We start from the raw sequence: 18,849 nt of genomic DNA on the forward strand, positions 1-18,849 counted from the left end.
TACCTGATCAAGCAATGAAGCGTACCTTTCTATACTGCGGTTTAGCGGCCTCGCTGCTGACGGCCTGCAACAAAGAATTCATCGATCGTCCTTCTTTATCGGGAACGACGACGGGCAATTACTACAACAACGCCGAAGAAGTACGGGGAGCCACGAGTACCCTCTACAGCGGTCTGCCCTGGCGGAACTACGAAAGCCGGGCTCAGGATGCCATTGGCGACGTCATGAGCGGTAACATGTTCACGTACACCGACGTGGAATACCTCAACTTCACGCTGTCTTCGGCGTCCGAACGCATTGGAGCGGCCTGGGGAGCGTTTTACAAAATCATCGGTTACTCGAACGTAATGATCAAAACGTTCGAGGAGAAAAAAGCCGCCGGTGGTGGAGCCGCCTACCTCGATCCGGCCATTGCCGAGTGCCATTTCATTCGTGGAACGGTGTATTTCTACATTGCCCGTACCTGGGGACATGCCCCCATCATTACCGATCCGGGAGAAACGGCTCTGTCGGGAAACTTCAATATTCCCCGCTACCTGCAATCCGACGTACTCCGCTTTGCTCTGGAGGAATTGAAGCTGGCCGAAGCCGGCTTGCCCGAGTCCGATGTACCGGGCCGCCTGACCAAGTATTCGGCCAAAGGCATGCTGTCGAAACTGTACCTCTACCAGAAGGACTACGCCAATGCAAAAGCCAAGGCCGAGGAGGTGATGAATTCGGGTAAGTACAATCTGGTGAGCGATTACAACGGGATGTTCACCAAGAGCAGCATGAATAACAACGAGGAATGTCTGTTCAGCATCCAGCACCAGCTTTCGGGCGATCCCTGGGGTACGGGCAACCTGAAAAACCCTGACCGGGGTGCGGCGAACCTACGTACGGCTGAGGCTGACGCCTGGGAAATGTACGTTCCTTCGCTGGATCTATTGAAAGAATACGAGTTTGGTGATTTACGCCGGAAGTGGTCGGTGATGGAACACGGCTGGACGAACCCGAACTGGAAACCGCAACGCGTGAATGCTCCCAAGTATAACGCGTTCATGGCGAACGGATTTAAGTACGATACCCTGGTATCGGCGGATGAAGGCGGTAACCTGAACGCCACCCGTTCGAATATCGCTAAATACTTCGCGGGTCCGGGCAAAAGCTTTGGTAGCGATGCCGTACTGGGTCAGAACTCCGGTAACAACGTAGTACTGCTTCGCTACGCCGACATTCTGCTCATTTACGCGGAAGCTACGCTGGCCGGAGCTGCCTCCACGACTGACGCGAAAGCTCTGGCGGCCCTGAACAAGGTACGGGCCCGGGCGGGACTGTCACCCCGAACATCGTTTACCATTGACGATATTCTGCACGAACGCCGCGTGGAATTTGCCTTCGAAGGCGATTACTGGTACGACATCCAGCGGCAGGGTTTTGCCAAGGCGAAAGCCATGATTCAGAAGCAGAACCGGGGTACGGCCACGGGAGCCAATTACATTACCACGTTTACCGAGGATAAAATGTACCTGCCCATTCCGGCGGGCGAGATTATCCAGGACCCCGAGTTGGCCAAAGATCCCGTACCCTATTACAAATAATCTGGAAGGAACCTAAGCGATGAACATACCTACTTTTTTTACCCGGGCGACTTTGCCCCTACTGATGCTGGGAGCGGGCTTCGTACTGAATGCCTGCACCGAAGATACCGATGGAAGACCGCAGATCAAACCCGGTAACCCCGTAGCTTCCGCCATTACCCCTGACTCCGCCTCGGGCGGTTCAGTAGTGACGCTAAAAGGAACCGGACTGGGTGATATGCGGGCGATTGTATTCGAAAAGCAAAGTGTAGCGGCGGGTTTTCAGCCGACGCTGAATACAGAAAATGCTCTCATTTTCCGCGTACCCGATGAAGCGGCGGGTGGGGTACAGAATATTACGTTTACGAACAGCGAAGGCCGAACCGTATCCGTACCCTTCCGCGTGCTGGCGTACCCGACGATTACGGACGTTTCCAATTATAATTTCACCAAAGGATCGACGGTAACGCTGACGGGGAATAACCTCGAAGACGTCACGGCAGTGAAACTTTCGGGTACCTCGACCGTAGCTAAAATCGTATCCAAAGAGAAGAAGAAACTCGTGCTCGAAATGCCCACGACAACCGTGGGCCGGGCCACGCTGGATATTACCAATACCACGGGCCTGATGAAGACCACTCAGGAATTTGTCAACGTGGAGCAGGCGTATCCGATTTTCCTTGATGCGTACGCGACGGGGGTAACCGATGCCTCCTGGGGGGATGCGGCAGCGATCAGTACGAAAGAATTCAAGTCGGGAACGGCCTCGGTGGGTAAAAACTTCCAGAAGGGCAACTGGCACCTGATCGGGTTTTCGATGCCGGGACTGGCGTACTCGTCTGCGTACACCTACGTTTCGGGTTGGATCAAGGGAGCTTCCGCCGACTACACGCTGTACCTGACGACGGATGCCGCCTCCGTAGGTTTTGGGGAATACATCGAGAAAAACAAGATCGACGTGAAAGCCAACACCTGGACGTACTTCAAAATCAAACTATCGGATATGGACTTCTGGTCGGCGGGTAAAACGCTCAAGCAGATTGGCTTCCGGATCAAAGGCCCCGATAAGCAGGACGAGACGTTCTATTTCGATGATCTGATTCTGGTTAAGTAAGGTTTCTTCCCATTTGCCCTCCTGCTGCTTTTCCTGAAAAGTGAGCATGAGGGTTTATTTTGTAACGTATGCACGTATTCAATCGTATTGGTCTGGCCGGCATGCTTTGGCTTGGATTAAGCAGTTCTCTATTTAGTCAAACCCCCGTGCAAAAGCACGGAGCCCTTCGGGTGGTAGGTAATCAGATTGTCGATAAAAATGGCCAGCCGCCCCAATTGCGGGGAATTAGTTTTTCCTGGAGTGTCTGGGGGGGAAGGAAGTACTACACGACGGACGTCGTAGATCATTTATGTAAGGATTTTCAAACCACCCTGTTGCGGGCTTCCATGGCGGTACAACCCGATTCGGGCTATTTGCAACAGCCGGAAGCACAAATGGCCCTGATTACCCGCGTCGTGGATCAGGCGATCAAAAATGGGGTGTATATATTGATTGACTGGCACGACCATAACGCCGAACAGCATGTGCAGGAATCCAAGGCTTTCTTTCGGGCGATGGCTCAGCGGTACGCGGGGAATCCACAGGTGATCTATGAAATCTGGAATGAACCGGAGCGACAGACCTGGCCAGTAATCAAGGCCTACTCGGAGGAAGTGATTCGGGAAATCCGTACCTACGATCCAAAGAACCTGATCATCGTAGGTAGCCCCCACTGGGATCAGGACGTGGATGTGGCCGCGGCTGACCCGATCAAAGGCCAAACGAATCTGGCGTATTCCTTCCACTTTTACGCCAGCGAACCGTACCACCAGGATGGCTTGCGGGCTAAGGCGGAAAAGGCGATGAAGCAGGGCCTTGCTCTAATGGTAACGGAGTGGGGCGTCGGCGAGGCTTCGGGTGATGGGAAGTTTGACCGTGAGCAAAACCGAATCTGGCTCAACTGGATGGAAAAGCACCGACTAAGCTGGGTAAACTGGAATATCACCGACAAGAAAGAAACCACGGCCATTCTGCAACCCGGTGCCCCAGCGAATGGAAAATGGACCAAGGAACACCTGACACCAGCGGGAATGTACATTCGGGAGCAGTTGCATCAGTTACAGAAGAGTCGTTAAAGGTTATACCAATAGATAATTCCGTTCGCATATACGTAACTGGCAGGACTTCTCCTATGAAGGTAGGTTCCGGCCAGTTATGTAGGTTTATAGCCGTAGGCGTTCACCAGCCTCTGGTAAGTTTTCGCCAGAATCTCTGCTGCCAGCTTACATTTTCTTCCCGACGAAGCCAGCAATCCAAACCTTGCCTAATTAGTAATTCATAACCGGCTTCCGTCAGGCTATAGAGCTGGTTACCGTGTTTTTCCAGAAAACCTTCCTTCCAGAAAATGTTGAAAGCCCGTTTTCGCAACGAAGAATCCTGGGAGGTTTGCTTCGTATACGTTTTAACCCGGAGTTCTTCGATGATCGCTTGCATTTCATGGAGGAGGGCAGGAGTCATGGATCAGGAAGAGGGCCGTAGTCGAATGAACGAAAGATTGAAAACCGGTGATCCACAAAAGTATAACCTTTACGTAAGAATCCGAAGCCCGACGGCAGGCTGGCTGACGAGTATCAAAAATCAAGAAAAGTGAGGAAATGCAGGAAAAATCAAAAAAAAATTGCAGACGCTAATGAAAGAGTTGCCAATGAGTAATTCGAAACGCAGCTCTGTTTCAAATATGGGATTTTTAGTAGATGTAATTTTAACTATTCGCTTTTTATTGGAATTTAGTACTCACTTCAAACATGTTTTAAGTAGAATTGGCCTGCAAGCAAACCGGCTATTTTTATTGTAGTTAACTATTCACTTTTTTAACAACATTTCATAAATACTTATCATATCAAAAGAATATTTTAAAAACTCGTTTTAACTGATTAATAATATTTCTAAAAAAATGGTTTACATAGTTGCCTGATAAAAAAAAATCCTATTTCTTTGAAATGAATTAACCGATAGTTAGTGCCCGCCAAAGAATGCTGAACCTAGAATAATTTAAGTTTTACCCAAATTTCAACTGTTTTAGTATTAGCATACCTGTCTAATTTTGCCAATCCAGGGTTTGTTAACAGATAAAGGGTAAAATCAGCAAAGCTGCATGATTAGCAATTTATCCTGTCGGTCTTATTTCCTGAAAGCTTCTGTTCCCGCCAAAATGCAACTTTCAGATTACTTGTCCCCAAAACATAAGCCTGACTCTTCGGATTATAGCGGACCACTCCGTTTGCCGTAATTCTTCCATTGCCTGAGTCTTGCATCAAGAAAACAAAAACATATACGAAAGTGCCCTCTGTTCCTATATGTTGACTTTTTCGTTGGATTTTATCATTTCCAAGGTATGTATCTGACCTAATCCCCCGGTCTGTACTGCTTTGCAAAAGATATTCCAAACGAATCAATGATGCTGTGTATATACAAGCACTCATTCTCTCGTAAAATCATATCCCAACGGTAGATTGGTTTAGCCTAAGCTAGCTGATTTAGCCAGTTCTGTGCCGTCACTCCAGAGCCGGTTTACCCCAGTGTGTCCTTACGTACCCTTCCGCCTCGGGTGCTTCCGGTAATCTCATTTCAACTCGTTGTTTTCCAAGCAGCTGCCGCTACGGTTGTGTATGTTCAAAAGTAGCCTTTTCATGTACTCTGACGAGTAGATGACGCGAGGCTCATGTATACCGTGTGCGATCAGATGTTTTACTCGCAACCCCTACAAAAATGAGTAACTATTACTTAGAAGATAATTCGCTGGTAATTGAACCGGATCAGTCCAACCTGAAGGCGAACCTAACGAAGTACCTCCGGAACTGGCCCTGGTTTATCCTGTCGGTCATGCTGGCTTTGGTAGTAGCTTACATTTATTTACTTTATCAGCAACCCGTGTACCGGGCCAAGGCCAGTATGCTCGTAAAAGATGAGCAGAAAGGGGCAACTTCCAGTGAATTGATGAAAGAGTTTGACATTTTCGGACAGCAAAAGCTGGTCGATAATGAGATAGAAATATTGAAATCGTACATGCTAATGGATAAAGTCGTAGGTGATTTACGTCTCGATGTACGCTATTTTTTGGATTCGAACTTTGGCAAACGTGAAATATACGGAAACGAGCCTGTACAGGTAATAGTTGAACAGGCTTATCCCGAATTATACCATAAAGTATTGACTCTCAACTTTCCGGATGCTGACCATGTCCGGATTGATGAGGTAAATTATCCCGTAAACAAGAGTGTCTGGACGCCCTATGGCCGTTTACGCATCAACAGTGCCGCACCCCTGACCACGGGTACGGCTCCGCTGCTGGTACAGGTAGTACACCGCGATGAAATGGTAGAAGCTTACCTGGGCAGCCTGTCCGTGGAGACGAAAAGCAAGCAATCTACCGTGATTGAATTAACCCTGGACGATGCCGTACCAGCGAAGGCCAAGGCGATTCTCAACAGCATGATGGAGCACTACAATGCCGCCGCCATTGAAGATAAAAACAAAACGGCTGCCAATACCCTGCGATTCCTGGACGAACGCCTGCAACTGGTTTCGGGCGAGCTTCAAACGGTGGAAAAAGACGTAGAGGTGTACAAAACCCGCAACAGCATTACAGACCTCAGTACCGAAGCAGAAAATTTCCTGCAACGCGTAGGAAGCAACGACGCCCAGCTGAATCAGGTTAATATCCAGCTCGGTACCGTCAAGGATATTGAACGGTATATTAACTCCCGTTCACAGGATCGTGAAGTGGCTCCGTCCACCCTGGGTTTAAGTGATCCGGTACTATTGGCCCTGATCTCGCAGGTAAGCGACATGGAATTTAAACGCGAAAGCCTGTTACAAACTTCTTCGCCTCTGAACCCCAATCTGCAAATCCTTGAAAGTCAGATTCGAAATACCAAGGCCAACATTCGCGACAACGTACAAACGGCCAAGACCATGCTCGAAACCTCCCAGCAGCAATTGCTGGTAGCCAATCGGAAAATGGAACGGGTGATTCGGAGTATTCCCAAGAAAGAACGCCTTTTACTGGACATTTCCCGGCAACAAGCCATTAAAAATAACCTTTATTCCTTTTTATTACAGAAGCGGGAAGAAACGGCAGTTTCGTATGCCTCTACCATCGCCGATAGCCGGATTGTGGATACGGCCCGTAGTGGCAAGTTTCCTATCAAACCCGTGGGCAGAACCATTTACCTGCTTTTCGCAGTCGTAGGCTTGCTGATTCCCATGGGCGTAATCACGGCGAAAGATTCGCTCAACAATCGGGTTACGCGTCGGCTGGACATCGAAACGATTACGCAGGCTCCCATTTTGGGAGAAGTGATGAAGAGCAAGGAGGCTGACAAACTGGTCATGGGCGATCGGTCGGTGATTGCTGAGCAAATCCGCACGATCCGCACGAACCTTCAGTTTGTAAAACCTAATACGGAAAGTCAGGTACTGCTCTTTACTTCAAGCATTGGGGGAGAAGGGAAAACATTCCTTTCACTCAATTTAGGGGCTAGCCTCGCCCTGGTCGATTGCCCAACGGTTATTCTGGAAATGGACCTTCGGAAGCCCCAATTGCGTAAAACCCTGGGAATGAGTAGTAAAGTCGGAATCAGCAACTACCTGATTGGCGATGCCACGCTGGACGAAGCCCTTCACCCGATTCCTGGCTACGACAACTACTATATCATGCCGAGTGGTCCGGTACCACCCAATCCCTCCGAATTACTCAGCCGGAAACGTCTGGAGCAACTGTTCTCTGAACTGCGGCAACGCTTTACGCACGTACTGGTTGACTCACCGCCGATTGGGCTGGTTTCGGATGCCCAACTGATTGCTCCTTTTGCCGATTCGACGCTCTACATGGTTCGCCACGATGTGACGCCCAAGAATTACCTGAAGATGGTGGACACGCTGTACAAAGAACAACGGTTTCATAACCTCAACATTATTCTGAATGGCGTAGGGCAGAGCAAGAACGATTCCTACTATTATAATTACAGCTACGGTTATTACGGCGAAGATCCCGAAAAGGCCTAACAGCTGGGAGCGTATCAATCCTACCGTGAGTACGAACCACCGCTACGGCAGTATTCATGAAAATTTTAATGCAAACAGGTAAAATAAATGGTTGGGTGAATCAAGTATACCGTTGAATCGAAAGACCAGACGGTATACTTAACCGGTACCACGGGCATTGTTAGAACGTGGTTGACAAGGCGAAAAACAGAGATGCATTTTAAACGTATATTATTGAACGTTATTTTTTCGCAGAGCCCTCTCGAAGGATAACGAATGAAAGGTGGGGAAGCCCTGACCAGTAACCTACGTGTACTGACTTACCGCCAGAAGTTAGTCAATTAACGTGTGCAAAACTTGCTTTATGATTAGCCCTATCCCACGTCGGGACAGGTGGTGATGTTATTGAAGTCATATCATCCGAATGTTAATCGAAACAGGATAACCACACCATGGAAATTACGGAAGATGTTTTGCGAATCACCTATTCACAAACCACGGAACCATCCAAGAAAGTAAGAAAACCCATCGCTGGTAAGCGAGTTTTTGATGTATGTATGGCCAGTTTAGTCACCGTACTGGTGCTATTCTGGATGATCCCCCTGATCGGCGTTTTGATCAAGCTAAGTTCACCTGGACCCATATTCTTCGTACAGTGGCGTACGGGGCGGCGGGGAAAACCCTTTCGCTGCTTCAAGTTTCGTACGATGAAATACGTAAAGGATTCCAGTTTTAAGCAGGCGACTCGGAATGATCCCCGTATTACGCCCATTGGACAGTTTCTCCGGAAAACAAATCTGGACGAAATGCCTCAGTTTCTGAATGTCATACTGGGCGATATGAGTATTGTGGGACCCCGGCCGCATGCCCTCGAACACGACGCGGAGTACTGGACGATTGTACCCAATTTCAGTCATCGATACCTGGTAAGGCCGGGTATTACGGGGCTGGCTCAGACCCGGGGCCTACGTGGAGAAGTAGGATTGCGGGAAATGAAAAACCGCCTGAGAATGGATCAGTGGTACATCAGGAAACGCTCTACCGTTCTGGACGTCAAGATTTGCTGGTGGACCGTCGAAAAAATGATCAAGGGAGATAAAAAAGCGTGGTAATACGTCCTGCTGCTCGATGATTACGCAGGTTTGGAATCGTTGAAACCTGAAACTTGTAGCTGGTACACCCACCAGCAGAAACCCACTCAACATTGTCTACAATTTAAACCTTCTGAATGAAAACGGCATTAATTACGGGCGTAAACGGCCAGGACGGAGCATATCTGTCGGAATTGTTACTCGAAAAAGGCTACCTGGTGCATGGCGTGAAGCGTCGGGCGAGTCTCATCAATACCGAGCGGATCGATCACCTGTATCAGGATCCCCACGAAGCCAACGTTCGCTTCAAGCTGCACTACGGAGACATGACCGATTCAACGAACCTGATTCGCATCATCCAGGAAACGCAGCCCGACGAGATTTACAACCTGGCGGCCATGTCGCACGTCAAGGTGAGCTTCGATACGCCCGAGTACACGGCCAACGCCGATGGCATCGGTACGCTGCGGATTCTGGAAGCAGTTCGGATTCTGGGTCTGGAAAAGAAAACCAAAATTTATCAGGCTTCGACCTCGGAGCTGTACGGCCTGGTACAGGCCGTACCCCAGTCGGAGACCACGCCCTTCTACCCCCGCTCGCCCTATGCGGTAGCCAAGTTGTACGGTTACTGGATCACGGTCAACTACCGGGAGGCCTACGGCATGTTTGCCTGCAACGGCATTCTGTTTAACCACGAGTCGCCCCTGCGGGGAGAAACGTTCGTGACGCGGAAGATCACGCGGGCGGTGGCGGCGATTGGCTTAGGACTTCAGAGCACGCTGTATCTGGGTAATCTGAACGCGGAGCGGGACTGGGGTCATGCCAAGGACTACGTGGATGCCATGTGGCGGATTCTGCAGCAGGAGACGCCGGAGGATTATGTGATTGCCACGGGGGTGACCACGCGGGTGCGGGAGTTTGTGAAGCTGGCCTTTGCCGAAATCGGGGTAGAGGTAGCCTTTGAAGGAGAGGGCGTAGAAGAAAAGGCCTATGTAGTAAGCTGCTCTCATCCAGACTTTCAGCTCGAAGAAGGCCAGTGTGTGGTCGCAGTAGATCCGGCGTATTTCCGTCCGACGGAGGTAGAACTTTTGATTGGCGATCCGACCAAGTCGAAGACGAAGCTGGGCTGGGAGCCGAAGTATGATCTGGCAATGCTGGTCAGGGAGATGGTCGAGAAAGATGTGGAAGTCTTCCGGATCTCAGGCAAGATGCAGTTTGAACACATGATCGGATAATTCCCTCAACTTGATCCATTCCAGGAAACGTAAAAAGCATTCTAGTGAACGTAACCGTCGAAAAGTTAAGAGCAAACCTTCCGCACAGTAAAGTCCAGGAATGGATTAAGTTAATTTCTATTACGGGGTTAAGTCAGGCGGTCATTCAGGGCATGGGTCTGGTATGCGGGTTGTTTATTATCCGCATACTAACGCCGCAGGAATATGCCTTCTATACACTGGCCAATACCATGCTTGGGACGATGATGATTCTTGCGGATTGTGGAATCGGCAATTCAGTCATGGCTCAGGGAGGGAAAGTTTGGCAGGATCGCCAGAAGCTGGGTGTCGTACTCGCTACAGGGCTGGAGCTTCGAAAAAAACTAGCCGTAGTTAGTTTTCTGGTAGTAGCTCCTTTGTTAGCGATGCTACTGCTGCAACATGGAGCATCGCCCCTGAATACCGGGCTTATTTTGATGGCGTTGATACCCGCGTTTATGGCGGGATTATCGGATACGATTCTGGAAGTAGTACCTAAACTGACCCAACAGATTGTTCCCCTGCAAAGAAATCAGACCTTGGTCAGTATCAATCGGTTAGTGCTAGCTGTGGTGGCTTTGATACTCTGCCCCTGGACCTACGTAGCCATGCTTGCCAATGGACTTCCCCGGGTATACGGAAATCAGAAATTGCGAAAAATTGCTTACGCCATGGCGGATGAAAATCAGAAGCCGGATCCGATTGTGCGTCAGCAGATGTTTAAAACCATTAAAAGGGTCCTGCCCGAAAATATCTACTTCTGTTTATCCGGTCAGTTGACGATCTGGTTAACCTCTATTTTTGGTACAACCATGGCTTTAGCCAGTTTGGGGGCTATCGGGCGAATAGGCATGGTGATCAGTTTATTTTCCACACTATTTTCTACGCTGTTTACCCCACGGTTTGCCCGATTACCCGCTCAAAAACCCCAACTATTCACCTATGCTATTTCAACACTGATTGGGACGAATGTACTCGTACTGGGGATGATGCTGATGATATGGTTTTTCTCGACGGAGTTGTTATGGATTTTGGGAGAACAGTATCAGGGTCTTGAAGAAGAAATGATACTCAGTGTTTTTAATAGCTGCCTTTCTTTCGTATTAGGATGCTTTTTTTCTCTTAATGTAAGCCGTGGATGGATTATTAACCCGATTGGTTATATTCTGATTAGTGTAAGTACTACGGTCCTGTCAATGTGGATTTTTGATGTTTCTACACTAACCGGAGTATTGCAATTTAACACGGTCGTGCTTTCTGTTCAAACAGCTAGCCTGCTAGCTTATTGCCTGTACAGAATTCATAAAATCTAGTTCGGTAAAGTATAGTAAATCATAAGGATATGAAGAAGAAAATTAAATTAAAATTTACGGATTTTTATAGCAAAAAATCACACGATTTTTTGTACTTCAAAGCATTAATTGAATCAGCTTACGAAATTGAAGATTCGGAACAGCCTGATTTTGTGTTTTATTCCATGTTTGGAGATGATTATTTAAAATACGACTGTGTTAAGATATTTTATACCGGAGAGAATGTAAGGCCTAATTTTAATATATGCGATTACGCCTTTGGTTTTGACTGGATGAGTTTTGAAGATCGATATCACCGTTTACCCATCTATAAAATATGGCCCAAATTTAACGAAGTATTAAACCTGCCTTTACTACAATCGAAAGATTTGGTCAATCGAAAATTTTGCAATTTTATTTATTCCAACGCTTCGGCTTCTTCCGAACGGGGGAATTTTTTTGATGCGTTACAGACGTACAAACCCGTCGAATCCGCGGGGAGATACAAAAACAATGTGGGCTATCTGGTAGACGACAAGCTTGCCTATATGTCACAATTCAAGTATAGCATCGCTTTCGAGAATGTATCCAGCAATGGGTATACTACTGAGAAAATACTTGATGCTAAACTGGCTGGAACTGTACCGATTTATTGGGGTAACAAATGTATTAGTAAGGAACTGAACCCTAAGTCTTTTATTAATTGCCACGACTTTGAAAATTTTAGCGAAGTGATCAGGCATATCGATCAGTTGGAGAAAAATGAAAAGGATTATTTAACCATGCTGAATGAGCCATTGTTCATAAATAATCGCATTCCTGATTACCTGGAAGATCAGTCTTTGATTCGATTTTTATCAAATATTTTCAATCAGGGGCCTGTCTTATCCAGGCGTCGCTGTGGATTATTGTTTGAAAAAAAGGTAGAAACAGAATTGATAAACTACCACAAGATTCGAAGTAGTCCCGTGTCTTACTTCAATTATATGACTTCTAAAGTTTTTGCGAAAGCGAACAGATTCCTGGTGAGGCCAAACTCCATGGCCCCGAAAATCATTGGTTAATCCAGGCAGTATGAGTCGTTAATCCATAAGGCTATGTTTAAGGTTTCCATTATAATTACTACGTATAAACGACCTGATTTGGTGGTCGAAGCCATTCAGTCGTGCCTCTGTCAAACGTACCCACCCTTCGAAATTATCATCGGAGATGATTCGCCGGATGATGTAACAAAACAATCCATCGAACAGCTACAGCTAACGTCGAATATCCCGATACATTATATTCATAATCAGCCTGCTCTAAAGCAGGCTCGTAACGTGAACATGCTGTTTGATGCCGTAGAGGGAGAAAAAACGGTATTGTTGCACGACGATGATTTACTCCTTCCGGGAGCCCTGGAAATCATGACGCAGGCTTTTTCTGAAAATCCCGCTATTGACATTGCTTATGGAAAGCAGTACGTAATCAATGAATCAGGCCATATTGAGTTTGATAATTCTGAGAATTTCAATCACTCTTATTTCCGAAGTACGCTTTATAAAGGGAGTGTATTAACCGCTTATGAAGCAGGATTAAGTCAGCAAATTCCTAATAATGGATACATGATTAAGTCCGCGATTATAAAAAAGACCAAATGGCGGACCGACATCGGTAATGGGTGTGAATATGAATTTGGGTACCGTTTAGGTGTAGAAGGGTATAACATGTATTACATCGACACCTACACAAGTAAATATCGGGTAGCGGCCAATTCGATGTCTGGCTCACGTACCGATGATGCGGCCTATCAGACGTATTTGATTCTTAAAAATGCTCCGAATCATACGGAGCGAGCAACAAAAATCAAAAGGCAGCGATTAACAGAACGGGCCCCCATCGCGATCACTCAGGCTATCTATACTTCGTCAAAAAAAGAAGCCGCTTCGATACTATTCAGTCCCTGGTATGGTTTACGAATTTTATCACCCCGAGGCTTCAAAAGATTACTGCTATTAGCCGGTTTTATTAATTAACAATCAATTTCAAAAATTAAAGCGAACACGGATGATTATCGTTGAGCCTAGTTTTGGATTAGCTAATCGAATGCGAGTGATTGCTTCGTGTATTCGATTAAATTCAAAACTCAATAAAGAGGTAACCATCGCCTGGCAGCAGGTAGCAGAATTAAACTGTCCGTACGAAGATTTGTTCATGCCTTTGCCGGGCCTTAACGTAATTAACAAGCCTGGCTTTTACGCATGGATTAAAGCTACTCAGCAAAGCAATGCGTTAAAGAAGGTTTCTGCTGCTGTAATTAATTCTTTGCTGGGTATAGATTATTGTATCAAGTTCAATCCGCTGGGAAACGAAGTTCACAAAGAGAGTGAAGCTGCGATTTTTGAAAATGTAGCCCGCTACAAAAATATTTACATAAAAACCTGCGGCGAGTTTGGTGAAAAGGACGACGTCTATCAATTGTTTCGACCGATAGAAGAACTGCAACAACGAATCGATGAACGGGTAAGTCGGTATTCCGCAAATACGATTGGATTACACATTCGTAGGTCCGATCATAGAGACGCCATTGCCAATAGTCCATTAGAATCTTTTTTTATATTAATCGATCAGGAAATAGCTCGTTCCTCTGAAACGACTTTTTACTTGTCAACGGATGATCATACGACGGAGCTTCAATTAAAACAGAAGTACGGAAAGCGAATCATGACGTATGAAAAAGATTTTTCCCGTAATTCTTCCCAAGGAATCAAAGATGCGTTGGTTGATCTATACTGTCTGGCGAATACCCGGAAAATCTATGGTTCTTTCAATAGTTCCTTTTCAGATATTGCCTCACGCATCTACGGCATAGAGATTGAATTTGCGACCCGCAAATCAACGACTTCTCAATTGGTATAAACCGTTACCCTGGAAGCTACGTACAGACCTGCATCAATGAAAAAGATTCTCATTCTTTCGCACCGATTCGACCCGGATATTGGCGGCATCGAAACCGTATCCGAAATGCTGGCAACGGCATTTGTCGAGCAGGGATATGACATTCGGTTACTAACCTGGACGGTCGGCGAAAGTACCAAGGAGTACCCGTTTATCATCACGCGTAACCCCGGAGTAAAGGAATTGATTAAAGAGTATTTCTGGGCGGATGTGGTTTTCGAAAACAATCCCTGTCTGCGATTAGCCTGGCCTAACTTACTGACCAACCGGCCTTCCGTGATTGCCTTGCATACCTGGCTGCATCAAACGCCACAGGAAACGCTACAAAGCCGGATGAAACAATTCTGGCTGCGGAAAGCCCGGCAGGTCATCGCCTGTAGTGATGCCGTTCGGAAAGGTTGTTTCCCCGAAGCTGCCGTAGTAGAGAATGCCTACAACGAAAAGCTTTTTCGGCAATTACCGGGCCGTGCAAAAACTAAAGATTTTGTGTTTCTGGGGCGTCTGGTTTCTGATAAAGGTGTCGATCTGGCCATTCAGGCGTTTCATCTGCTGCGTACCCAATCCTCCGAGATGGCTTCGAGTACGCTAACGATCATCGGCGATGGTCCCGAACGGCATGCCTTACAAACACTGGCCTGTGATTTAAAAGTGGCCGCTCAGGTCCACTTCATTGGCTCCTTACAGGGCGAAAGACTGGTAAGCCAGCTCAATGAACACCGCTTTTTACTGGTGCCTTCGGTGTGGGAAGAGCCGTTTGGTATGGTGGTACTGGAAGGAATGGCTTGCGGCTGTATTCCCATTGTGGCCGACGGTGGGGGCTTGCCCGAGGCCGTGGGTACTGCTGGGGTGATCTTTAAACGGGGCGATGTGCATTCGCTGGTTGCTTCAATCCGGCAGCTCTGGACTAACACAGAACTACAACAGCAATTACGTCGAAATGCTGTACAGCATCTGGAAGAACACCAAAGCCCTCTGGTCATCAACAAATACCTCGAATTAATTAAAGCCGCCGCCAGAGCTTCTTAACGTACTTAGTTTGGTTTGTCCTCAATCCCATTGAAAGCGGTTAAAATCTTACCCTCACTCAAGCAATACGTATGGAAAAAGTATCCATTGTCATCCCGGTGTACGGCCAGTGGAATCTGGTCAAACGAAATATAGATGCTCTGCTATGGTTTGATAGCACTTTCATTAAAGAGATCATTCTGGTGGATGATTGTTCGCCCGAGCCCTGTCCCTTTGCGATTGATGCATCAACGGTGCGACTGATGCGGAACATTAATAATCTGGGCTACGCGGGTACGGTGAACCAGGGGCTTCGCTGGGCTTCTTCGGAAATCATCGTGCTCCTCGACTCGGATGCGTATCCCACGGGCCCTTTTGTGGAAACACTTCTGTCCATGTATCGCCAGGACCGAAGCATTGGCTGCATCGGTTTTGGAACCGTGGATGATCTGGGTAACAGCACCGGGAATTATCATTATGAGCCATCAGCCATTGGCCTCATTGCCGGACAGCTTCTTCAATCCAAATTAAGCTTTTTACGTTTTTGGAAAAATAAAGCGAAAATGCCGTTTTCCTGTGCCGTCAGTTTCCGAAAGGCCTGTCTGGAAGAAATGAGTTATTTCAACGATCGTGACTTTCCTGTACTGGAGTCGGATATTGACCTGAACTTACGCATTTACAAATCTGCCTGGAAACTGTACTTCACGCATGAAATCATCATGGTGCACAAGGGCGGAAATTCGTATAAAGTCAATTCCAAGCGGGTGCAGATGTACCACGAAAGTCGCTGGAAACTGCTGCGTAGGCATGGAATCATCCACGCTCCGCTTTTAAATAAAGACTTGCTCAAAACCCGGATCAATCTGGAAATTCTATTGCTGAACATCCTTACCCGTAGTAAAACCCGCAGCGAAAAATTCAAAGAAAACCTACGCGGTCGAAAAGAGCTTTTGAAAGCGGTCAATCAGTACAACTAAGCCCCGGATTCCCCATTTTCGATGAAAATTTTACTGAATCACCCCACAGGTAACGAGTTTGTGCGAGCCGCGGCCAAAGGCTTACTGGACGCCGAAATGCTCCACGAATTCCATACGGCTCTGGCTGTTTTTCCGAATACATTCCTGGATCGCCTGAGCGACATGAAACCGCTGGCCGACATTCGCCGTCGGGGCTATGAAACCGCTTTGCAACCGTATACGCACCTCTGGCCCTGGCGGGAGGTAGGTCGTCTGGTGTCGGGCAAGCTGGGTCTGAACCATTTGGTACGACACGAGAAAGGTGTATTTTCAGTGGATGGCGTTTATCAGAATCTGGACAAACACATTGCTTCACGCCTCAAAGCGACAGCCGGATCGGATATTCAGGGCATCTACGCCTACGAAGATGGGGCGGCTAACTCTTTTCGTGAAGCCCGTAAGCGTAAAATCAGTTGCCTGTATGATTTGCCGATTGGTTACTGGCGGGCGGCTCGCCGACTGCTGGGGACGGAGTTACTGACGCGTCCGGAGTGGGCGGCTACGCTGACGGGTTTTATTGACTCCGATGAAAAGCTGGCCCAGAAAGATGAAGAGCTTCGCCTGGCGGACCAGGTTTTCGTAGCGAGTTCGTTTACGGCAAAAACCCTCCAGGACTTTCCCGGGAAACTGGCACCGGTACAGGTCATTCCTTACGGATTTCCACCCATTGTGAAAGAACGCTCGTACCGTTCGGCCGCCAATCGTCCGTTGAAGCTGCTGTTCGTGGGAGGGCTGTCCCAACGCAAAGGCGTGGCCAATCTCTTTGAAGCGGTTGAAACCTTTGGCGATCGGGTGGAGCTGACCGTGGTTGGCAGGAAAGCCGTACCGGATTGTGAAGCTTTAAACCAAGCTCTGACCCGACATCGCTGGATTCCTACGCTGTCACACCCCGATATTCTGGCTCTGATGAAAACGCAGGATGTGCTCATCTTTCCGTCGCTGTTTGAAGGCTTTGGACTGGTGATTACGGAGGCCATGTCGCAGGGAACTCCGGTCATCACGACGGATCGCACCGCCGGACCGGATCTGATTCAATCGGGCGAAAACGGCTGGCTGATTCAGGCAGGGGTTACTCAGGCCCTGATCGAAGCGATTGATCAGCTCCTGCTTCATCCGGAACGGATTCAGCAGGTCGGAAAAGCCGCCCGTGACGCGGCCCGTCTGCGTCCCTGGCAGCGATACGGACAGGAATTAGCTACCGCTATTCAGACCCTCAACAGCTAAGTCATGCGTACTGCATTGCCAACCGCTACTGCATGGGTACGCCCTTCCCGGAAGGCGTACACCCTGGGCATGAAAAGTCAGGCTCTAAGACGCCTCAAATGGGGTATCTACCTGTATTTGCTGTTACTGATTTTTGAAGGAGCCCTTCGGAAATGGGTGTTGCCCGGTTTAGCAACGCCTCTGCTGATCATTCGGGATCCGGTGAGTATCTGGCTCATCTACTCGGCCTATCAGGCGGATCTGTTTAAAAGCAATGTATATACGATTGTCGCCCTGGCCATTAGTCTGGTGGCGTTGATTACGGCCATTTTATTTGGCCATTCCAATTTAACGGTGGCCTTATACGGCAGTCGGATTCTGCTGATTCATTTTCCGATCCTGTTTATCATGGGCCGTGTGCTGACCCGGGAAGATGTGATAAAAATCGGACGCGTGTTGCTCTGGATTACGCCGCCCATGACCGTACTCATGGCTATGCAGTTTTACAGCCCTCAGTCGGCCTTGGTAAACCGAGGGGTAGGGGGCGACATGGAGGGCGGTGGTTTTAGCGGAGCCATGGGTTTTTTTCGCCCACCGGGGACGTTTTCCTTTACCACGGGTCTAACCAATTTTTTTAGTCTGGTTGCGGCCTATGTCTTTTTCTTCTGGCTGGAAAGTCCCTCCCGCGTCAACCGGGTACTGCTGCTGGTAGCTTCCGCTTGTTTGCTGGCTGCTATTCCGCTGTCGATCAGTCGATCGCTGCTATTTTCTATACTGCTTTCAGCGGTTTTTGCGATGGCGATTGTAGCCCGGAAACCCCGTTTTGCGGGAAAAATGGCCCTGGCTTTGGGCGGCTGCTTTCTGATACTGGTCGGCCTGAGTACGACCTCGTTTTTCCAGACGGCCACCGAGGCCTTTACGGAACGTATTGAATTTGCCAGCGACATGGAAGGTGGGGTAAAGGGTACGCTGATCGATCGCTTTTTGGGAGGAATGGCGGGGGCCATTGCCGATTCGGAAGGCCTGCCTTTCTGGGGTTTTGGTGTCGGGATGGGTACCAACGCCGGAGCCATGCTCATGACCGGAAAGGTTAATTTTCTGATTGCCGAAGGCGAATGGGGCCGACTCATCGGCGAAATGGGTATTCTGCTGGGTTTGAGTTGTGTATTTCTCCGGTTGTACGTAGCGGGTAAACTCACCTGGTTAGCCTTCCGGGCTATCGATACCGAAAATTTCTTACCCTGGATGTTACTCAGTTTTGCATTCCTAAACGTCATCCAGGGACAGTGGGCCCAGCCTACCGCTTTAGGATTCAGTATTTTATCGGGAGGGCTTACCCTGGCCGCCTTTCGAAAAGCACCAGCTAAATCGGCTGGCCTGCAAGTTCCAGCCAAAAAAACGGTGAACGCTTGAG

At 48.1% G+C, this 18,849-nt stretch carries 15 protein-coding genes; 14 read left to right on the forward strand and 1 reads right to left on the reverse strand.

The features are described from left to right. Positions 1-14 precede the first annotated feature (14 nt). The 3 genes from BWI97_RS22285 to BWI97_RS22295 all read left to right on the forward strand — a co-directional run bounded on the left by BWI97_RS22285 (position 15) and on the right by BWI97_RS22295 (position 3,728). Positions 15-1,580 carry a RagB/SusD family nutrient uptake outer membrane protein gene (locus BWI97_RS22285; protein WP_102202867.1) on the forward strand — a complete coding sequence of 522 codons (1,566 nt, stop codon included), beginning with the start codon at positions 15-17 and terminating at the stop codon, positions 1,578-1,580. Positions 1,581-1,599: 19 nt separating this feature from the next. After that, positions 1,600-2,673 carry an IPT/TIG domain-containing protein gene (locus tag BWI97_RS22290; RefSeq protein ID WP_102202868.1) on the forward strand — a complete coding sequence of 358 codons (1,074 nt, stop codon included), beginning with the start codon at positions 1,600-1,602 and terminating at the stop codon, positions 2,671-2,673. A 68-nt stretch (positions 2,674-2,741) separates the two neighbouring features. Further along, positions 2,742-3,728, forward strand: a complete 987-nt coding sequence (locus BWI97_RS22295) for a glycoside hydrolase family 5 protein (RefSeq protein WP_233207955.1) — start codon at positions 2,742-2,744, stop codon at positions 3,726-3,728. Between the two features lie 103 nt (positions 3,729-3,831). Here the strand turns inward: BWI97_RS22295 and BWI97_RS22300 are convergent, their stop codons facing one another. Further along, entirely contained in the window at positions 3,832-4,110 is a 279-nt protein-coding gene (locus tag BWI97_RS22300; RefSeq protein WP_141217544.1) for a hypothetical protein, read from the reverse strand. 1,251 nt (positions 4,111-5,361) lie between these two features. Between BWI97_RS22300 and BWI97_RS22310 the strand changes: the two genes are divergently transcribed. From BWI97_RS22310 to BWI97_RS22360, 11 genes are all read left to right on the forward strand, one after another. Further along, a complete protein-coding gene (locus BWI97_RS22310; protein WP_102202869.1) occupies positions 5,362-7,659 on the forward strand; it encodes a tyrosine-protein kinase in 2,298 nt (765 codons plus the stop codon). A 431-nt stretch (positions 7,660-8,090) separates the two neighbouring features. Then, positions 8,091-8,750, forward strand: a complete 660-nt coding sequence (locus BWI97_RS22315; RefSeq protein ID WP_102202870.1) for a sugar transferase — start codon at positions 8,091-8,093, stop codon at positions 8,748-8,750. Between the two features lie 116 nt (positions 8,751-8,866). Next, positions 8,867-9,964: a GDP-mannose 4,6-dehydratase gene (gene gmd / locus BWI97_RS22320; protein ID WP_102202871.1), complete on the forward strand. Its 1,098-nt coding sequence runs from the start codon at positions 8,867-8,869 to the stop codon at positions 9,962-9,964. A 44-nt stretch (positions 9,965-10,008) separates the two neighbouring features. After that, complete coding sequence (locus BWI97_RS22325; protein WP_102202872.1) at positions 10,009-11,295, forward strand: lipopolysaccharide biosynthesis protein; 1,287 nt, start codon at positions 10,009-10,011, stop codon at positions 11,293-11,295. Between the two features lie 29 nt (positions 11,296-11,324). Continuing rightward, positions 11,325-12,338, forward strand: coding sequence for a glycosyltransferase family 10 domain-containing protein (locus BWI97_RS22330; RefSeq protein ID WP_102202873.1), 1,014 nt, complete (start codon positions 11,325-11,327; stop codon positions 12,336-12,338). Between the two features lie 33 nt (positions 12,339-12,371). Beyond that, the gene (locus tag BWI97_RS22335; protein ID WP_102202874.1) at positions 12,372-13,289 is read left to right on the forward strand and encodes a glycosyltransferase family 2 protein; all 918 of its coding nucleotides are present in this window, start codon (positions 12,372-12,374) and stop codon (positions 13,287-13,289) included. 70 nt (positions 13,290-13,359) lie between these two features. Then, entirely contained in the window at positions 13,360-14,172 is an 813-nt protein-coding gene (locus BWI97_RS22340) for a hypothetical protein (RefSeq protein ID WP_102202875.1), read from the forward strand. A 36-nt stretch (positions 14,173-14,208) separates the two neighbouring features. Further along, on the forward strand, positions 14,209-15,237 hold the full coding sequence (locus tag BWI97_RS22345) for a glycosyltransferase family 4 protein (RefSeq protein WP_102202876.1): 1,029 nt from the start codon (positions 14,209-14,211) through the stop codon (positions 15,235-15,237). Positions 15,238-15,308: 71 nt separating this feature from the next. Further along, a complete protein-coding gene (locus tag BWI97_RS22350; RefSeq protein WP_094810193.1) occupies positions 15,309-16,193 on the forward strand; it encodes a glycosyltransferase family 2 protein in 885 nt (294 codons plus the stop codon). A gap of 21 nt (positions 16,194-16,214) precedes the next feature. Continuing rightward, complete coding sequence (locus BWI97_RS22355) at positions 16,215-17,456, forward strand: glycosyltransferase family 4 protein (protein ID WP_102202877.1); 1,242 nt, start codon at positions 16,215-16,217, stop codon at positions 17,454-17,456. 3 nt (positions 17,457-17,459) lie between these two features. Beyond that, complete coding sequence (locus BWI97_RS22360) at positions 17,460-18,848, forward strand: hypothetical protein (protein ID WP_233207956.1); 1,389 nt, start codon at positions 17,460-17,462, stop codon at positions 18,846-18,848. Position 18,849: the final 1 nt, after the last annotated feature.

It is taken from the genome of Siphonobacter sp. BAB-5405, assembly GCF_002872335.1.
In the GTDB taxonomy this organism is placed as follows: domain Bacteria; phylum Bacteroidota; class Bacteroidia; order Cytophagales; family Spirosomataceae; genus Siphonobacter.

What these genes read in the sequence shown, in the direction of transcription:
- BWI97_RS22285 (WP_102202867.1), top strand. Translation starts at nt 15, where the DNA reads ATGAAGCGTACCTTTCTATACTGCGGTTTAGCGGCCTCGCTGCTGACG.
- BWI97_RS22290 (WP_102202868.1), top strand. Translation starts at nt 1,600, where the DNA reads ATGAACATACCTACTTTTTTTACCCGGGCGACTTTGCCCCTACTGATG.
- BWI97_RS22295 (WP_233207955.1), top strand. Translation starts at nt 2,742, where the DNA reads ATGCACGTATTCAATCGTATTGGTCTGGCCGGCATGCTTTGGCTTGGA.
- BWI97_RS22300 (WP_141217544.1), bottom strand. Translation starts at nt 4,110, where the DNA reads ATGACTCCTGCCCTCCTCCATGAAATGCAAGCGATCATCGAAGAACTC.
- BWI97_RS22310 (WP_102202869.1), top strand. Translation starts at nt 5,362, where the DNA reads ATGAGTAACTATTACTTAGAAGATAATTCGCTGGTAATTGAACCGGAT.
- BWI97_RS22315 (WP_102202870.1), top strand. Translation starts at nt 8,091, where the DNA reads ATGGAAATTACGGAAGATGTTTTGCGAATCACCTATTCACAAACCACG.
- gmd (WP_102202871.1), top strand. Translation starts at nt 8,867, where the DNA reads ATGAAAACGGCATTAATTACGGGCGTAAACGGCCAGGACGGAGCATAT.
- BWI97_RS22330 (WP_102202873.1), top strand. Translation starts at nt 11,325, where the DNA reads ATGAAGAAGAAAATTAAATTAAAATTTACGGATTTTTATAGCAAAAAA.
- BWI97_RS22335 (WP_102202874.1), top strand. Translation starts at nt 12,372, where the DNA reads ATGTTTAAGGTTTCCATTATAATTACTACGTATAAACGACCTGATTTG.
- BWI97_RS22340 (WP_102202875.1), top strand. Translation starts at nt 13,360, where the DNA reads ATGCGAGTGATTGCTTCGTGTATTCGATTAAATTCAAAACTCAATAAA.
- BWI97_RS22345 (WP_102202876.1), top strand. Translation starts at nt 14,209, where the DNA reads ATGAAAAAGATTCTCATTCTTTCGCACCGATTCGACCCGGATATTGGC.
- BWI97_RS22350 (WP_094810193.1), top strand. Translation starts at nt 15,309, where the DNA reads ATGGAAAAAGTATCCATTGTCATCCCGGTGTACGGCCAGTGGAATCTG.
- BWI97_RS22355 (WP_102202877.1), top strand. Translation starts at nt 16,215, where the DNA reads ATGAAAATTTTACTGAATCACCCCACAGGTAACGAGTTTGTGCGAGCC.
- BWI97_RS22360 (WP_233207956.1), top strand. Translation starts at nt 17,460, where the DNA reads ATGCGTACTGCATTGCCAACCGCTACTGCATGGGTACGCCCTTCCCGG.